A 15,448-nucleotide genomic window follows, 5' to 3' on the forward strand; every position below is an offset into this window, starting at 1 on the left:
AGCTATGACATGAACACTTCCAAGAAGATCGCGCTGGTCACCGGCGCCACCCGCGGCATCGGCGCCGAGACCGTGCGCCAGCTGGCCCAGGCCGGCGTGCATGTGATCCTGGCCGGCCGCAGTCAGCAGGCTGCCGAGCAGGTCGCGCAGACCCTGCAGGCCGAGGGCCTGTCGGTCGAGGCGCTGCAGCTGGACGTCACCGACACGGCTAGCATCACCGCCGCGGTGCAGACCGTGCAGGGCCGCCACGGCAAGCTGGACATCCTGATCAACAACGCCGGCATCGTCGCCGACGAGAGCGACAAGCTGCCCTCCGAGCAGTCGCTGCAGACCTGGCGCAAGACCTTCGACACCAACCTGTTCGGCCTGGTCGAGACCACCCAGGCGTTCCTGCCGCTGATCAAGGCCGCTGAGGCCGGGCGCATCGTCAACGTGTCCAGCGCGCTGGGCTCGCTGACCCTGCACAGCGACCCGGACTCGTTCATCTACCACTTCAAGATCCCGGCCTACGACGTGTCCAAGAGCGCGGTCAACGCCTGGACCATCCACCTGGCCTATGAGCTGCGAGACACGCCGGTCAAGGTCAACACCATCCATCCGGGCTACGTGAAGACCGAGATGAACTACAGCGACGGCGAGCAGCGCGGCGAGATCGACGTGCCGGAAGGCGCCAAGACCAGCGTGCAGATGGCGCTGATCGACGCCGACGGCCCGACCGGAAGTTTCACTTACCTGGGACAGGTGCTGCCATGGTGAGGCATGTATTGGGCATCGGCGTCGCCTCGGCGCTGCTGGCCGCCTGCACGGTCGGGCCGGACTACGTGCGTGCCGATGCGCCGCGCGCGGAGACCTTCGTGCAGGCGCCGGTGGCTGCGCAGGTCGCCGGCAGGCAGACCACGGCCGAGCGCGAGTTCTGGCGGGCCTTCAACGATCCGCAGCTGTCCTCCCTGGTCGAACGCGCGCTGCTGCAGAACCACGATGTGCGTATCGCCCTGGCGCGCTACGACCAGGCCCGCGCGCTGTCCCGCGACGCCGGCTACGCGCGGCTGCCGCAGCTGGACGCCAATGCACAGGCCGAGCGCGTGCGCAGCAGCGCCGACCAGGCGCCGGGCGTGGATCGCGATGGGCGCGACACGCATAACTACGTCGGCGGGCTGGGCGTGAGCTGGGAGCTGGATCTGTTTGGCCGCCTGCGGCGCGCCAGCGAAGCTAGCCGCGCCGATGCGCAGGCGGCCTCGGCCGACCTGGCCGCCATGCAGGTGGCCATCGCCGCCAGCGTGGCGCAGGGCTGGTTCGAACTGCGCGGCCTGCAGTCGCAGCTGGACATCGCCCGCGAGAACGCCGCCACGCAGGAGCGCACGCTCGAGCTGCTGCAGGCGCGCACGGAGGCCGGCTTCAGCGATGCCTTCGACGTGGACCGCGGCCGCGCGCAGCTGGAAGCCACGCTGGCGCGCATTCCCTCGCTGGAAGCGGCCGAGGCCGTGGCGGCCAACCGCATCGCGGTGCTGGTCGGCGCCACGCCGGAGTCGATGGCCGCCGAGCTGATGACCAGCGGCGCATTGCCGACCCTGCCGGCGGCGCCGCTGCGGGGCACGCCGTCGGACCTGCTGCGTCGCCGTCCGGACGTGGCGGCGGCCGAGCGTCGGGTGGCCGCGGCCACCGCGCGCGTCGGCGTGGCCACGGCGGATCTGTTCCCGCGCTTCAGCCTGGGGGCCTTGTTCGGCACGCAGGCGCTGGGCAGCGGCGCGTTGTTCGCGCGCGACAGCGAGACGCGCGTGCTGTCGCTGGGTCTGGACGGCGGTTTCCTCAACGTGGGCCGCGTGCGTGCGCGCATTGCGGCGGCGAACGCGCAGACCGCGCAGGACCTGGCGGCCTATCAGCAGACCGTGCTGCGCGCGCTGGAGGACACCGAGAACGCGCTGGTGCGGGTGGATCGCAGCCGGACCGAATCGGCCCATCTGGACCAGGCCGCGCAGGCCGGCACGCGCGCCGCGCAGGTGGCCCGCCTGCGGCTGGACAACGGCGCGATCGACACGCTGGACATGCTCGAGGCCGAGCGCACGCGCCTGGACAGCCAGGACGCGGCGATCCAGGGCCGCGTGCGCAGCGGCGTGGCGATGGTGCAGCTGTACGCCGCGCTGGCTGGCGGCTGGCCCGAGTACGTCGCGGCCGAAAGCCTGCCGCCGCCGTCGCCGGGCGCGGCGGCGGAGGCGCGGGCGGTGGCGCTGCAGGAGGTGCGGTGATCGGGCCTTGGCGGCGGTGACGAAGTTATCGCCACTGCGCGGCCGTAAGGCGTTTTGCCTGTTGCGCTAGCGGGCGTGCAGGTGCAAAGGCCGAAGCACGCATGCAGGTCCGGAGGCCGAGGAGGGCCCGGCATCATGATGGAGCCGCCATGGCGGCGAGTGGCTTCATCGGGAGAACCTCATCGCCGCCATGGCGGCTCCCACCTGTAGAGCGGAGCTTGCTCCGCTGGGGCTTTCCCATGATCCGGCCGAAAAGCAGCGGAGCAAGCTCCGCTCTACAGGCAGGCCGCTGAGATTTGAGGAGACACTTGCTCCCACGACATTAGAGAGCTCGGAATGGCCGAAACGCGCGGGGCTATCGCCGAGCCGAGAAACAGCGCCTCCCCTTTCGCGCAGCGAAGGGGGAGGTTGGGAGGGGGTGCTTTTCGCTTTTGCTTTTGCCGTTGCCCCTCCCGTGAAAAGCGACCCTTTTCCCTCAGTCGCTAGCTGCGACTTCGAGCTCCCCTTGGCCTGCAGCCAAGAGAGCGGGCGATGCGCGCTGCCAGCGAGCCAGCTGTATGGAGAGCGGCATTTTTTCGATGGGGCCGAGCTATTGCGGCGTTACCGCCGCAAAAGTCCGTGGGTTCCCGCGTTCGCGGGAATGACGGTAGGGAGTTTTCAGGAGCCCCTCGCAATGTGGCTTGGGCCCTCAGTCGCTAGACGCGACTTCCAACTCCCTCGGCCTGCGGCCAAAGGGAAGGGCAAATCACTCAGCCATGCAGCTTGATCGCGGTCTGCGCCACGCGCTGGCCCTGGTAGCGGGCGCCGTCCAGGTCGATCCTGGAGGGCTGGCGCGCGCCGTCGCCGCCGGCCAGGGTGGTGGCGCCGTAGGGCGCGCCGCCGGCGACCTCGTCCAGCGTCATCATCTCCTTGAAGCCGTAGTCCAGGCCCACCACCACCATGCCGAAGTGCAGCAGGTTGGTGATGATCGAGAACAGCGTGGTCTCCTGGCCGCCGTGCTGGGTGGCGGTGGAGGTGAAGGCCGCGCCGACCTTGCCGTGCAGGGCGCCCTTGGCCCACAGGCCGCCGGCCTGGTCGAGGAAGTTGGCCATCTGCGAGGCCATGCGGCCGAAGCGCGTGCCCACGCCGATCACGATGGCGTCGTAGTCGGCCAGCTCGTCGATCCTGGCGATCGGCGCGGCCTGGTCGAGCTTGTAATGCGAGGCCTTGGCGACCTCCTCGGGCACCAGCTCGGGCACGCGCTTGATGTCCACCTGTGCGCCGGCGCTGCGCGCGCCTTCGGCGACGGCCTGGGCCATCGCTTCGACATGTCCGTAGGCGGAGTAGTACAGGACGAGGACCTTGGCCATGGCATGCGACTCGCTTTTTCGAAGGGAGCGCGGACCGTAGCAGGGCCTGGCGTCAGGTCACGTCATCGCCGCGTTGCGCCACCGGCCTCGTCGAGTAGTTCGCGTACCAGCGTCACATAACGGCGCTGCGCGATCTCCTGCGCGGTGCCGCGCAGGCGTTCCCAGGCCTCGTACTTGGCGCTGCCGACGTAGTCGAAGAAGCCCGGCTTGTTGCCGTGCACATCGCCCTCCGTGCCTTGCTTGTACAGGCCGTACAGGCGCAGCAGGGTGTCGTTGTCGGGCCGTTCGGGCAGGGTCTGGACGTCCAGCGTGGCCTGTTCGAATTCGGTGGCGGCGATCTGGGCCATGGCGCCCGGTTCCAAGGTGGGGAGCGCGATCTGAGCACGCCGGCCCGCGCCGGTCACGTTGCGCTGCACAGCGCCGCGCGTCTCAGCGCGGCACGCGGACCATGCGCTGCAGCAGGTGCTCGACGATGTTGTCCGGTTGACGCGTGCGGCCCACATGGGTGGGCGAGACCTGGACGATGGCGCTGCGCCGGGCGGTGAGGAAGTGGAAGCGCGCGCGCGGCGGCAGCTGCGCCACCGGGCCGGCGCCCGCATCGCCGCGACACACCGCCACCAGCGCGTCCAGCCAGGCGCGCGTGGTCTCCAGATCCAGGGCCGGGGCGAAGGCGCGCAGGCGCGGTTCGTCGATCTCCACCGCGGCCTGCAGCTGGCGCGCGCCGGGGCAGGAGACGATCACCCCGACGTTGATGAACTCCTCGCGCTCCACCCGCGGCACCACGCGGATGACCGCATAGTCATACGTGTGCAGCGTGGGCATCGATGGCCTCCTGCACGAAGGCGGCGCGCGCGTCGCGGCGCCGCTTGAGGTAGTCGACATAGGCCTGGCGATGCGCGGCCACGTCCGCGAAGAACGCCTCGCCCTCCAGCCAGGCGTCGGGCACGGCCGCGGCGATGCGCTCGATCAGCGCATCGGTCAGCCGCGGCGCCAGCTCGGCATCGGCCTGGGCGATACGGTCGGCGAAGTGCAGCAGCACATGGTCGCGGATCAGCACGAACGGGCGCTCGCAGGCCTGGCCGGCATGCTCCCAGTCGTGGTGGAAGTACAGCGCCGCGCCGTGATCGATCAGCCAGGGCCGGCGATGCCAGACCATCAGGTTGGGATTGCGCGCGGTGCGGTCGACGTTGCTGATGAAGGCGTCGAACCAGACGATGCGCGAGGCCAGCTGCGCCTCGACCGCCATCGCCGCCGGATCGTAGTTGAGCGCGCCGGGCAGGTAGTCCAGGCCCAGGTTGAGGCCTTCGCTGGCGCGGATCAGGTCCTGGATCTCCGGATCGGGCTCGGTGCGGGCGAACTCGCGATCCAGCTCGATCAGCGCGATCTCGGGCACCGGCAGCTCCAGCGCACGCGCCAGCTCTCCGGCGATCAGCTCGGCGACCAGCGCCTTGGGCCCTTGCCCGGCGCCGCGGAACTTGAGCACGTACAGGCCGTCATCATCGGCTTCCACCACGGCCGGCAGCGAGCCGCCTTCGCGCAGCGGGGTGACGTAGCGCGTGGCCTGGACGGTCTTCAGTGGCAGGGCGGCGGGCGACATGGCCGGCAAGCCTAGCCGATGGACCGCGATTCGGGGGAAAGCCGCACGCCGCGGCGAGGTCACCGGCCCTGACTTCTGGCCCAGGGGCGGCGCGCTAGGCCGGTGCTAGAGTCGGGCGGCTGCGTGGCGTCGCTGCGCGGCAGCGTCCTTTTCGCCCTCGGGGAATGACATGCAGCTTCAAGGAAAGTGCTGGTCGACGGCGCTGGCCGCCGGCCTGATCGCCCTCTGCGCCGCCGGCCCGGCCCTGGCCGGCTACGACGCGCCGCCCGAACACCTGCTCAAGGTGCTCAAGGCGCCGCCGCCGCCCACGCCCAGCGTCGATCCCACCGGCCAGCGCCTGCTGCTGACCACTGCGCAGACCTATCCGTCCATCGAGCGCGTCGCGCGGCCGTACTACAAGCTGGCCGGCGTGCGTCTGGAGCCGGCCAACCGCAGCCGCCACGACACCCAGGCCGGCTACGGCATTCCCGCCTGCGTGGCCGACTTCACCCTGGTGGACATCGCCAGCGGCCAGACGCGCAAGGTCGCGCTGCCCGCCGGCGCCTGCCCGGGCGCGGCGATGTGGTCGCCGGACGGCACCCAGTTCGCCTTCCAGAACGTCACCCCGACCTCGGTCGAGCTGTGGCTGGGCGATGCGCGCAGCGGCCAGGCGCACCCGGTGCCGGGCGTGGCGCTCAACCCGATCTTCAACAGCGCCGTGCAGTGGCTGGACGGCAGCAAGACCCTGCTGGTCAAGCGCGTGCCCGCCGGCCAGGGCGCCGCGCCGGTCGACGACGGCGCCTCCGGCCCGGACATCCAGCAGTCGCTGGGCGGGCAGGGCGAGAGCAGCACCTACGAGGCGCGCGACACGCTCAAGAGCCCGCTGGACGAAGCGCGCTTCGTCTACTACGGCACCTCGCAGCTAGCGGTGGTCGATGCGGCCAGCGGCCAGGTGCGCGATGTCGGCGTCCCGGCGATCTACGACGATGTCGACGGCGCGCCCGATGGCGTGCACGTGCGCACCGAGGCGATCCAGGCGCCGTACTCGCATGCGGTGACCTATCAGCGCTTCGCCCGCGATGTGGCGGTGCTGGACGTGTCCAGCGGCAAGTCCACGCTGATCGCGCGGCTGCCGCTGGCCGACCGCGTGCCGGTGCACGGCGTGCCCGAAGGCCCGCGCGAGTTCGGCTGGCGCGCCACCGAGCCGGCCACGCTGCTGTACGCCGAGGCCCTGGACAAGGGCGACTGGAACGTCACCGTGCCGCATCGCGACCGCGTGCTGATGCGCAAGGCGCCGTTCACCGCCGCGCCGGTGGAAGTCACGCGCACGGCGCAGCGCTTCGCCGGCTATGCCTTCACCGCGCAGCCGGGCGTGTCGTTCCAGTTCGAGTCCGACGAGAACCGCCACTGGCAGACCACGCGCATCGTGGACATCGACAAGCCGGGCGATCCGGGCCGCGTGCTGTGGGACATGTCCAGCGACGAGCTGTACAAGGACCCGGGCATGTTCGTGTACCGGCGCCTGCCCAACGGCGCGGTCGTGGTGCGCCAGGACGGCAACCGCGTGTTCCTGCGCGGGCAGGGCGCCTCGCCCCAGGGCGACCGGCCGTTCCTGGACCGGCTGGACCTGGATTCGCTGAAGAGCGAGCGCCTGTTCCGCAGCGGCACCGACGACTACGACCAGTTCCTCGGCTTCACCGCCGCCTCGGGCCAGTTCCTGACCTGGCACCAGTCGCTGATGGATCCGCCCAACGCCTACCTGCGCACGCTGGGCCAGCCGCTGGCCGACGCGGCCGAAGGCGAGGCGCAGTTCGCCTCGCAGGGCAGCGCGCTGACCCATCTGCCCGACCCGACGCCGGAAGTGCGCCAGATCAAGAAGCGCCTGGTCACCTACAAGCGCGCCGACGGGCTGGACCTGTCCTTCACCCTCTACACCCCGCCCGGCTACAAGGAAGGCACGCGCCTGCCGGCGGTGCTGTACGCGTATCCGGCCGACTTCGCCTCCAGCGCGCAGGCCGGGCAGGTGAGCGGGTCGCAGAACACCTTCACCCGCCTGCCGTACTACCGCCTGCTGCTGCTGGCCGGCTACGCGATCATCGACAACGCCAGCTTCCCCATCGTCGGCGATCCCAAGACCGCCTACGACACCTACCTGGAGCAGCTCACCGCCGACGCCAAGGCGGCGGTGGACAAGGCGGTCGAACTGGGCGTGGTCGACCGCGATCGCATCGGCGTCACCGGCCACAGCCACGGCGCGCTGATGACGGCCAACCTGATCGCGCACACCGACCTGTTCCGCGCCGGCATGGCCACCAGCGGCTCGTACAACAAGACCTTCACCCCGTTCGGCTTCCAGAACGAGCGCCGCTCGCTGTGGCAGGCGCGCGATGTGTATCTGAAGGCCTCGCCGTACTTCTATGCCGACAAGATCAAGCTTCCGCTGCTGCTGATGCACGGCGAGGACGACGCCAACCCCGGCACCGAGCCGTTCCAGTCGATCAAGCTCTACCAGGCCATCCGCGGCAACGGCGGCACCACCCGCCTGGTCATGCTGCCGCACGAGCCGCACTGGTACACCGCCCTGGAGTCCAACGCCCAGGAGGTCTACGAGATGCTCAACTGGTTCGACACCTACGTGAAGCCGGCCAAGCCGGTAAAGCCGGCGAAGTAGGAGGCGGCTTAGGGAGCGTTGAGACGAAGGCGGCATCGGACGATGCCGCCTTCGTTGTTTTTGTTTCTTGTTGGAGCGCAGGGTGGGTGCACGGACTTCGCCAACCAGCCTCGACCCAGCCGGGCACGGCTCCTCGGCTCGATCCGCCATCCAAGGCCGCCTCTGAGATGGGGTGGATTGACCGCGCTTCATGCTGCGATGGGAGCAACTGTCTCCCCAACTCCAGCAGCCGCCCGTCTGTAGAGCGGAGCTCGCTCCGCTGGGGCCTTCCCCACGAACCGAACGAAGAGCAGCGGAGCGAGCTCCGCTCTACAGGTGGGAGCGCCATGGCGGCGATGAGGCTCTACCGGGAAAGCCCCATCGCCGCCATGGCGGCTCCCACCGGGATGGGGTCGGCATTCCGCAAGGACTGACCGCACCTGCCGCCGCTGCGAACTGTCCAAGCTCGCTCTCTGCCTAACCGGCCAAATCCGGGCTCCTGAGGGATCAGAACGCCTTTCGACTTTCGACCCGAAGTCTCGGGCGTGATGCGCGCAGCAGCGGGCCGGCGGGCGGGGGCCGCGCCTAGCGAGGCAGGAGGCCGAGCGCCCGAATCAGGGCAGGATGCCCTGATTGAGGGGAAAGCGGCCCCCGCCCGCCGGACCGCTGCCCTTCCGAGACCGCAATGCTCAACTGCGACGTGATCTCGGAATCGCAAGAAGAACCTGTTGTTGATGCTCCGAGCGAAAGTCCCTGGATTCCCGCGCTCGCGGGAACGACGAGAGGGTGTTTAAGGCGGGCAGATGCTCTGACCGAGGGAAAAGCAGCCTCCGCCCTTCGGACCGCTGCGCCTCCGAAGTCTAGGCGCGCAGACGCCGCGATCCCTCGATCAGAAGAGGAGACTGCACTCAGCCACGCTCGTGATGCCGCTTGTTGTCGTGCGGCGGAGCGGGGCGGTTGCTGGCGTGGTCGTTGCCGTGCTGCGGCGGGCGCGGCATCTGGGTCGGGAACGGCCGTTCGCTCTGGCGACTCGCCCAGGCCGGCGGCGGCATGCGCATCGCCTGTTCGGGACGCGGCTCGGCGCGAGGCGGCGCAGGACGCGCATTCTCCCGGTGCGGCATCGGCGCCGGCGCACGCGCGCCGGCGGCCATGGGCGCGAACGCCGCCGGCGCCTCGTGCCGCGCATGCCGGTCGTCGCCCGGCCCCGGACCGTTCATCGCCGCCGCGCGCGCCATGTCCATCCGCGCTGGTTGAGGCGCAGGGGTATTCATCGCGAACGCACGCGGCGCCGACATGGGCCCATGCGGCGGCGGGTTGCCATGGAACCCCGCCACACGTTCGCCCGCGGGAGCAGGCGGCATCAGCGCCGCCGGACGCGGCGCACTGAGCCTGGCCGGCAGCGCCTGCGCCATCCCGGACATAGGCGGCGGCGCATGCACCGGCTTCCCGGCCTGCCACATGGCGCGGTTGAAGTGCGGCATCGCCATGGCCGCCCCGGGCGCAGGCGCGCCGAAATGCTGCGGCGCGTTGACCAGCGTGCCGTGGTTGTTGATCACCGTGGCATGGCCATGCAGGTCGTAGCGGATGTTCTGCACGGTCGTGCGCTGGTTGATGCGCTGGACCACCACCGGCGGCGGCGCGAAGCGCTGCTGCTGGTAGGCGACATAAGGCGGAATGCCCGGCGGCGCATGCCAGGCCACGCCCCAGGCCTGCCAGCCCCAGGGAGGCGGCGGGGGCGGCGGCGGACCGCCCCAGCCGCCGTGGAAACTGCTGCCGACCAGCACGCCCAGCCCGAAGGACACCACACCGGTGGCCAGCAGATCGCCCGTGCTCCAGGCCGGCGGCGGCCGGTAGCGGTAGACGCGGTGGACATAGAGCGGCTCGCCATAGACCACATCCGGGTCGTAGCGCGGCACATAGACCCGCTCGGGCTGGGCCGGCTCGATGATGATGGTGGTCGACGGCGCGGGCACGACGGCCGCGACCGCACTGGCCGGGGCGGCCTCACTGCGCACCACGCTGACCCGCTGCTGGGCCGTGTCGCGCAGATGGCCCGAGGCCTGCGCACGCTGGCGCATGACCTGCACCGCATTGAGCACATCGCCCGGTTCGGCCGCGTAGGCCTGGCCCAGCGCCGTGGTCCAGGGCAGGTTGCCGGCCAGCTGGTCCATCACGTCGGGGAACTGGGTCAGCGCCTTGACGCCCGGGTCCCAGGGCTGCGCGTTGGCCGCCTGCATCCTGGCCTGCGGCGACAGGCCGGCCTGGTCGTGCAGCCACTGATCGGCCTGGGTGACCTGGACCGGGTAGACCGACGCGGCCAGGGTCTGGGCGACCAGGCGATCGGGAAACAGCGCGATCGGCGCGACCAGACGATACAGCGTCTGCGCATCGGGCAGCGGCGCGGCCGGTGCCGGCGCCGCGGCGGGAGGCAGCGCGGCCTGCGCCGGCGGCGCCGGGGCGGCGGTCTGGGTCTGCGGGCAGCCGCTCAGGGTGGCGGCCACCGCAAGCGCCAGCAGGGCAGGAGCGCGCGGCACGCGCGCGAGGGAGGTGGGACGGACGGCACGCATGATGCAGCTCCGGGCAGGTTGGATCGCGGCGGCGAGCATGGGCCCGCCTAGCTGTCGGCAACCTTTCTGTTTCCGCGTCTTCGGCCGTGGCAGGCGAGGGCGTGAAGCGGCGGTTCAGCGCGCTCGGGAGGCCGGGTCAGACCGGATCCGCCGCGCCCGGAAGGCGGGCGATCACCTTGATCTCGAAGTCGAAACCCGACAGCCAGGTCACGCCCACCGCCGTCCAGGCGGGATAGGGCGGCTGCGGGAAGACCTCGTCCTTGATCGCCAGGACCGTCTCGAGCTGGCGCTCGGGATCGGTGTGGAAGGTGGTGACATCGAGCACGTCGTCCAGCCCGCAGCCAGCGGCTTTCAGCGTCGCCTGCAGCTGCGCGAACGCCTGCCGGACCTGGCCGGCGAAGTCCGGCTCGGGCGAGCCGTCCTCGCGGCTGCCGACCTGCCCGGACACGAACAGCAGCCCACCGCTGCGCACGGCCGGTGCGTAGCGGTGCTGCGTGTAGAGCGCCTGCCGGCCTTCGGGGAAGACCACGTCGCGCGTATGCATGTTGTTCGTCTCGGGAGCGGCCATCTGGGCCGGGAGGAGGCACTGTAGGAGCCGGCCATCGCGCGAAAAACCGGGCGATTGCGGTATCACTATTCGCGCAGCGCAAACAATGCGCGACCGGAGGACGCAGGATGGACCGACTCGAGGCGATGCGCGTGTTCGCCAGCGTGGTCGAAGCGAGCAGCTTCACCAAGGCGGCGGCCGCGTTGCGCATCAGCAAGACCAGCGCGACCCAGCTCGTGCAGCAGCTGGAGGCGCACCTGCAGGTCAAGCTGCTCAACCGCACCACGCGCCGGGTCAGCCCGACCGCGGACGGGCTGACCTATTACGCGCAGGTGGTGCGCGTGCTGGCCGACATCGAAGATGCGGAAGACAGCCTGGCGGCCGCGGCGACGGCGCCGCGTGGCCGCCTGCGCGTGGATGTCCCCAGCCCCTGGGCGCGCTTCGTGCTGCTGCCGGCGCTGCCGGATTTCCTGGCGCGCTATCCGGACATCCGCTTCGACATCGGCGTCAGCGATCGCGCGGTCGATCTGATCGGCGAACAGGTGGACTGCGTGGTGCGCGCGGGCGTGATCACCGATCCCTCGCTCGTCGCGCGGCATGTGGGCCAGCTGGAGATTGGCCTCTACGCCGCACCGTCCTATCTGGCGCGCCATGGCACGCCCACCCATCCCGACGCGCTGACCCAGGCGGCGCACCGGGTCGTGGGGTTCCGTTCCCCGCGCACCGGCAAGGTGCTGGAACTGGTCCTGCACAAGGGAGACGAACACCTGGTGCCGCGTATCCGCCCGGCCGTCACCCTGGACGATGGCAATGCCTGCCTGGCCGCGGGAACCGCCGGGCTCGGCCTGCTCTGTCTGCCGCACTACATGACCCGCGAGGCGCTGGCCTCGGGCGCGCTCGTGCGGCTGCTCGACGACTGGCGGCTGGAGCCGATGCCGCTCTCGATCGCCTACCGGGCCAACCGCCATCCCAACCGCAAGCTGCGGGCGTTCATCGATTGGGTGGTGGAACTGGTCGACGCGCGCGACGCGAGCGTCGTCCTTCCAGGTTGAAGCACGGCGAACACGCCGGATCGGCCCATGTGCCCGGGGCATTCTGTCGAACGGGAGCGCGTGCAGGCCCCGCCGTTGTCAGGGCCATACACTGGGCGCGATGCTACGTCCCTGAAGTTGTTCGCATGACCTCGCTTCCCATCACCACACCCATCGCCGCCGCGCTGCTGCAGGGCGCGGTCGAGATCTCATCCACCGCGCTGGGCGTGGTGCCGCACCGGCTGCCGGCATGGGCCCGCGCACAGTGCGGCGATCCGCAGCTGGCGATGGCCGAGGCCCAGCCCTCGGGCGTGCGGCTGGTGTTCCGCACCCGCGCCACGGCCGTCGCACTGCAGGCCTTGCGCACGCGGCGCGTCTATGCCGGCCTGCCGGCGCGGCCCGACGGGGTCTACGTCCTGATGCTGGGCGAGCAGGTGCTGGCACAGGCGTCGCTGCCCGGCGGTCACACGCTGACGATCGACATGGCCGCCGGCAGCGCCGTGCGTGAGCACGGCGAGCCGGGTGTGTTGCGTTTCGACTATCTTCCCGAGGGCGACAAGACGCTGACGCTGTGGCTGCCGCACGACGAAGCGGCCGAGCTGATCGCGCTGCACAGCGATGCGCCGCTGCAGCCCGCCGCCACGGACACGCGGCGGCGCTGGGTGCATCACGGCAGTTCGATCAGCCACGGCAGCAACGCCACGGCGCCGCATGCGATCTGGCCGGTGATCGCGGCGGCACGCGGCGGCGTGGCGCTGACCAACCTGGGCTTCGGCGGCAGTGCGCTGCTGGATCCGTTCGTGGCGCGCACGATCCGCGACCTGCCGGCCGACCTGATCAGCCTCAAGCTCGGCATCAACCTGGTGAACACCGATCTGATGCGCCTGCGTGCGCTGGGGCCGGCGGTCCATGGCTTTCTCGACACCATCCGCGAGGGCCACCCCGACACGCCGCTGCTGCTGATCTCGCCGATCCTGTGCCCGATGCATGAGACCACGCCCGGCCCGACGCTGCCCGACACCGCCGCGCTCGCCCGCGGCGAATGGCGCTTGCTGGCCTCCGGCGATCCGGCCGAGGTCGCGCGCGGCAAGCTGACCCTGCAGGTGATCCGCCGCACACTGTCCGACCTGGTGGCCCAGCGCCGCGCGCAGGATCCGAACCTGCATTACCTCGAGGGCCTGGCCCTGTACGGGCAGGCCGACGCCGAGGCGCTGCCACTGCCCGACGGCCTGCATCCGGACACGGCCACGCACCGGCTGATCGGCGAGCGCTTCGCCGCGCGGGCCTTCGTCGAAGGCGTGTTCGGCCGCTGAGCGGCCTGCGCTTCAGTCGAAGCGCAGCCGCAGCCCCGCATAGATGCCGAAGCCTTCGCCCGGCGTCGAGCGCGCCGCATCGCCGCCGGCATCGTCGTAGCCTGGCGTGACCGTGGCCGCGTAGTGTCGGTCGCCGAGATTGCGGGCCTCGACCCAGGTCTGCCAGCGCCCGCCCGGCGCGTCCAGGCCGATGCGTGCGCCGAAGATCACGTGGGAATCGGCCCAGAAGCTGTTGGCGTAGTCCACCGCCATCCTCGAGGCGTATTCGGCGTTGAGCGCGGCATAGGCGCCGGAAGGATGGTCGTAGCGCAGCTCGCCCTGGTAGAAGTGCCGCGGCAGGCCGGGCAGGCGGTTGTCGCCGAAGCGCGCGTCGTGGCGATAGCGGAAATCGCTGAAGGTATAGGCCTGGCGCAGCGACAGGCGGCCGGCGTCGGCCTGCCACAGCGTGCTGTCCAGCCCGGCCTCCAGGCCGCGATGGCGGGTCGGGCTGGCGTTGGATTCGGCCACCACCAGGTTGGGCACCGGCTGGATCTCCACGCTCAGCAGTTCGTGCCGCACCTGCGCGTCATAGGCGGTCAGCTCCCAGCGACCCAGCGCGCTCTCGCCGCGCGCGCCCAGCTCCAGCGTGGTCGCGGTCTGGTTGCGCAGCGGCACCGGCGTGCTTTGCCGGCCGGTGGCCGCGCCGCTGCCGGCGGGGAAGTAGAACGGCGAACCCCAGATCATCGACCACGGGTGCGGCGGCTCCACCGAGCGGCTCAGGTTGCCGAACAGCTGCAGCTGCGCTCTGGCCTGCCAGGTGAAGCCCAGGCGCGGCGCGCTGTCCCAGTCGTGCGCGTTCAGGCGCCCGCCGCTGGCCGGCCAGGTCACCGCGACCTCGCGGTTGGTATGCACCGCCGCCAGGCCGGTGATCAGGTGCAGCGCCGGCGTCAGCGCCAGGTCGTTGCCGACATGCAGCACCGCATCGGTGCCCAGATGTTCGAAACGCCGGGTCAGCGTGCCGGCCGGATACCCGTTGCGGGCGAAGCGCAGGGTCTCGCGCACGTTGGCGTCCAGGTCGTGGGTGACGCGCAGGCCGACGGTGGTCACGCTGTCGCGGCCGAACAGGCGGTGGCGGTGGGTGTAGTCCAGCGTGGCGCCCAGGTCGCTGTAGTCCAGCTGCTGGCGGTACAGGCTCTCGTTGAGGTCCATCGGGAAGCGGTGATAGACCAGCCCGGCCTGCAGGGTCGAGGCCTCGTCGATGCGCAGCGTGGTGACGTTGCCGATCCAGGCGCTGCCCGGCTGCGGGCGGCGCGCGTCGATGGCCAGGTTGGCCGGATTGGCCTGGCGCGGATCGTCGCGCAGCTGCGCGCGGGTCAGGCGGCCGGGCGTGTCGTGCTCGGTCTCGCGGTAGCGCAGGATCAGGCGCGTGCTGAGGTCCGGGCCGAGCTGCCAGCCGAAGTTGGCCATCGCGCCCTTGCCGCTGCCGCTGGCGTGCGCCTGGTAGCCGTCGGTGCGGCTGTCGACCAGGTTGAGGTAGTAGTCGAAGTCGCCCGCGACGCCGCCCACGCCCAGGCTGGCATTGCGGTAGCCGAAGCTGCCGCCTTCCAGCCGCAGCTCGGTGCCGGGCGAATCCAGGCCGCTGCGGCTGACGTAGTCGATCGCCCCGCCCAGGGTCAGCGCACCGCGGTCGAAGCCGTTGGCCCCGCGCAGCACCTCGACCCGGCTCATCCACAGCGGTTCGATCAGCTCATACGGCGTGCCGCCGGAGAAGGTCAGCGGCAGCCCGTCCAGCGAGACCGACACGCCCGAGGCGTGCGCGCCCGGCGCGCGGTTGATGCCCGAGCCGCGGATCGACACCTTGACCCCTTCGTTGCCCGGTGACTGCGCGTAGATCCCGGGCTGGTAGGCCAGCACGTCGGCGGTGCCGGCCACGCGGCCATCGCCCACCTGGGTCAGGTCGATCACATTGCCCGCGCCGGGGACGCGGGCCAGCGCCTGGCGCGCCTGCTCGAGGGCTTCATTGCGCTTCGCCGCGACCCGCACCGTGTCCAGCGTGGTGGCCTGGTCGGGCGGGACGTCCTCGGCGTGGGCGGGGAGCGCGCTCAGGCCGGAGGTGGCGGCGGCGAGCGCGAGGAGGCGGGGAAGGCGGGGGGAGCGCAGCGTGATCTGGGTCATCGAATGTGGATCGCAAAG

General features: G+C 71.0%; 12 protein-coding genes. 5 read left to right on the forward strand and 7 right to left on the reverse strand.

Annotated elements, in window-relative coordinates; genetic code table 11:
* Positions 1 to 9: 9 nt before the first annotated feature.
* Complete coding sequence (locus tag QE438_RS04105; protein ID WP_306992373.1) at positions 10 to 756, forward strand: SDR family oxidoreductase; 747 nt, start codon at positions 10 to 12, stop codon at positions 754 to 756.
* Entirely contained in the window at positions 753 to 2,243 is a 1,491-nt protein-coding gene (locus tag QE438_RS04110; protein WP_307184017.1) for an efflux transporter outer membrane subunit, read from the forward strand. Before QE438_RS04105 ends, QE438_RS04110 begins: the two co-directional genes overlap by 4 nt.
* 749 nt (positions 2,244 to 2,992) lie before the next feature.
* On the opposite strand, the gene wrbA is transcribed toward QE438_RS04110, so the two are convergent.
* The 4 genes from wrbA to QE438_RS04130 all read right to left on the reverse strand — a co-directional run bounded on the left by wrbA (position 2,993) and on the right by QE438_RS04130 (position 5,168).
* Positions 2,993 to 3,592: an NAD(P)H:quinone oxidoreductase gene (gene wrbA, locus QE438_RS04115; protein WP_306992369.1), complete on the reverse strand. Its 600-nt coding sequence runs from the start codon at positions 3,590 to 3,592 to the stop codon at positions 2,993 to 2,995.
* Between the two features lie 62 nt (positions 3,593 to 3,654).
* Positions 3,655 to 3,939: an acyl-CoA-binding protein gene (locus QE438_RS04120; RefSeq protein WP_130519598.1), complete on the reverse strand. Its 285-nt coding sequence runs from the start codon at positions 3,937 to 3,939 to the stop codon at positions 3,655 to 3,657.
* Between the two features lie 82 nt (positions 3,940 to 4,021).
* Positions 4,022 to 4,414, reverse strand: a complete 393-nt coding sequence (locus QE438_RS04125) for a DUF3037 domain-containing protein (protein ID WP_130519600.1) — start codon at positions 4,412 to 4,414, stop codon at positions 4,022 to 4,024.
* A complete protein-coding gene (locus QE438_RS04130) occupies positions 4,392 to 5,168 on the reverse strand; it encodes a HipA family kinase (RefSeq protein ID WP_306996142.1) in 777 nt (258 codons plus the stop codon). The genes QE438_RS04125 and QE438_RS04130 overlap by 23 nt, the downstream gene beginning before the upstream one ends.
* Before the next feature lie 190 nt (positions 5,169 to 5,358).
* On the opposite strand from QE438_RS04130, the gene QE438_RS04135 reads away from it, so the two are divergent.
* Entirely contained in the window at positions 5,359 to 7,839 is a 2,481-nt protein-coding gene (locus QE438_RS04135) for a prolyl oligopeptidase family serine peptidase (RefSeq protein WP_306992365.1), read from the forward strand.
* Between the two features lie 887 nt (positions 7,840 to 8,726).
* Here QE438_RS04135 and QE438_RS04140 read toward each other — a convergent pair.
* Together QE438_RS04140 and QE438_RS04145 are read right to left on the reverse strand one after the other, a co-directional pair.
* Positions 8,727 to 10,385, reverse strand: a complete 1,659-nt coding sequence (locus QE438_RS04140; RefSeq protein ID WP_306992363.1) for a DUF3300 domain-containing protein — start codon at positions 10,383 to 10,385, stop codon at positions 8,727 to 8,729.
* A 136-nt stretch (positions 10,386 to 10,521) separates the two neighbouring features.
* On the reverse strand, positions 10,522 to 10,929 hold the full coding sequence (locus QE438_RS04145) for a RidA family protein (RefSeq protein WP_306992361.1): 408 nt from the start codon (positions 10,927 to 10,929) through the stop codon (positions 10,522 to 10,524).
* Positions 10,930 to 11,060: 131 nt separating this feature from the next.
* Here QE438_RS04145 and QE438_RS04150 point away from each other — a divergent pair, with 131 nt between their 5' ends.
* Positions 11,061 to 11,984 carry a LysR family transcriptional regulator gene (locus QE438_RS04150; protein WP_306992358.1) on the forward strand — a complete coding sequence of 308 codons (924 nt, stop codon included), beginning with the start codon at positions 11,061 to 11,063 and terminating at the stop codon, positions 11,982 to 11,984.
* Between the two features lie 125 nt (positions 11,985 to 12,109).
* Positions 12,110 to 13,276, forward strand: coding sequence for an SGNH/GDSL hydrolase family protein (locus QE438_RS04155; protein ID WP_306992356.1), 1,167 nt, complete (start codon positions 12,110 to 12,112; stop codon positions 13,274 to 13,276).
* 12 nt (positions 13,277 to 13,288) lie between these two features.
* On the opposite strand, the gene QE438_RS04160 is transcribed toward QE438_RS04155, so the two are convergent.
* Positions 13,289 to 15,430: a TonB-dependent receptor gene (locus tag QE438_RS04160; protein ID WP_306992353.1), complete on the reverse strand. Its 2,142-nt coding sequence runs from the start codon at positions 15,428 to 15,430 to the stop codon at positions 13,289 to 13,291.
* Positions 15,431 to 15,448: the final 18 nt, after the last annotated feature.

It is taken from the genome of Pseudoxanthomonas sp. SORGH_AS_0997 (assembly GCF_031453535.1).
Classification (GTDB): Bacteria; Pseudomonadota; Gammaproteobacteria; order Xanthomonadales; family Xanthomonadaceae; genus Pseudoxanthomonas_A; species Pseudoxanthomonas_A winnipegensis.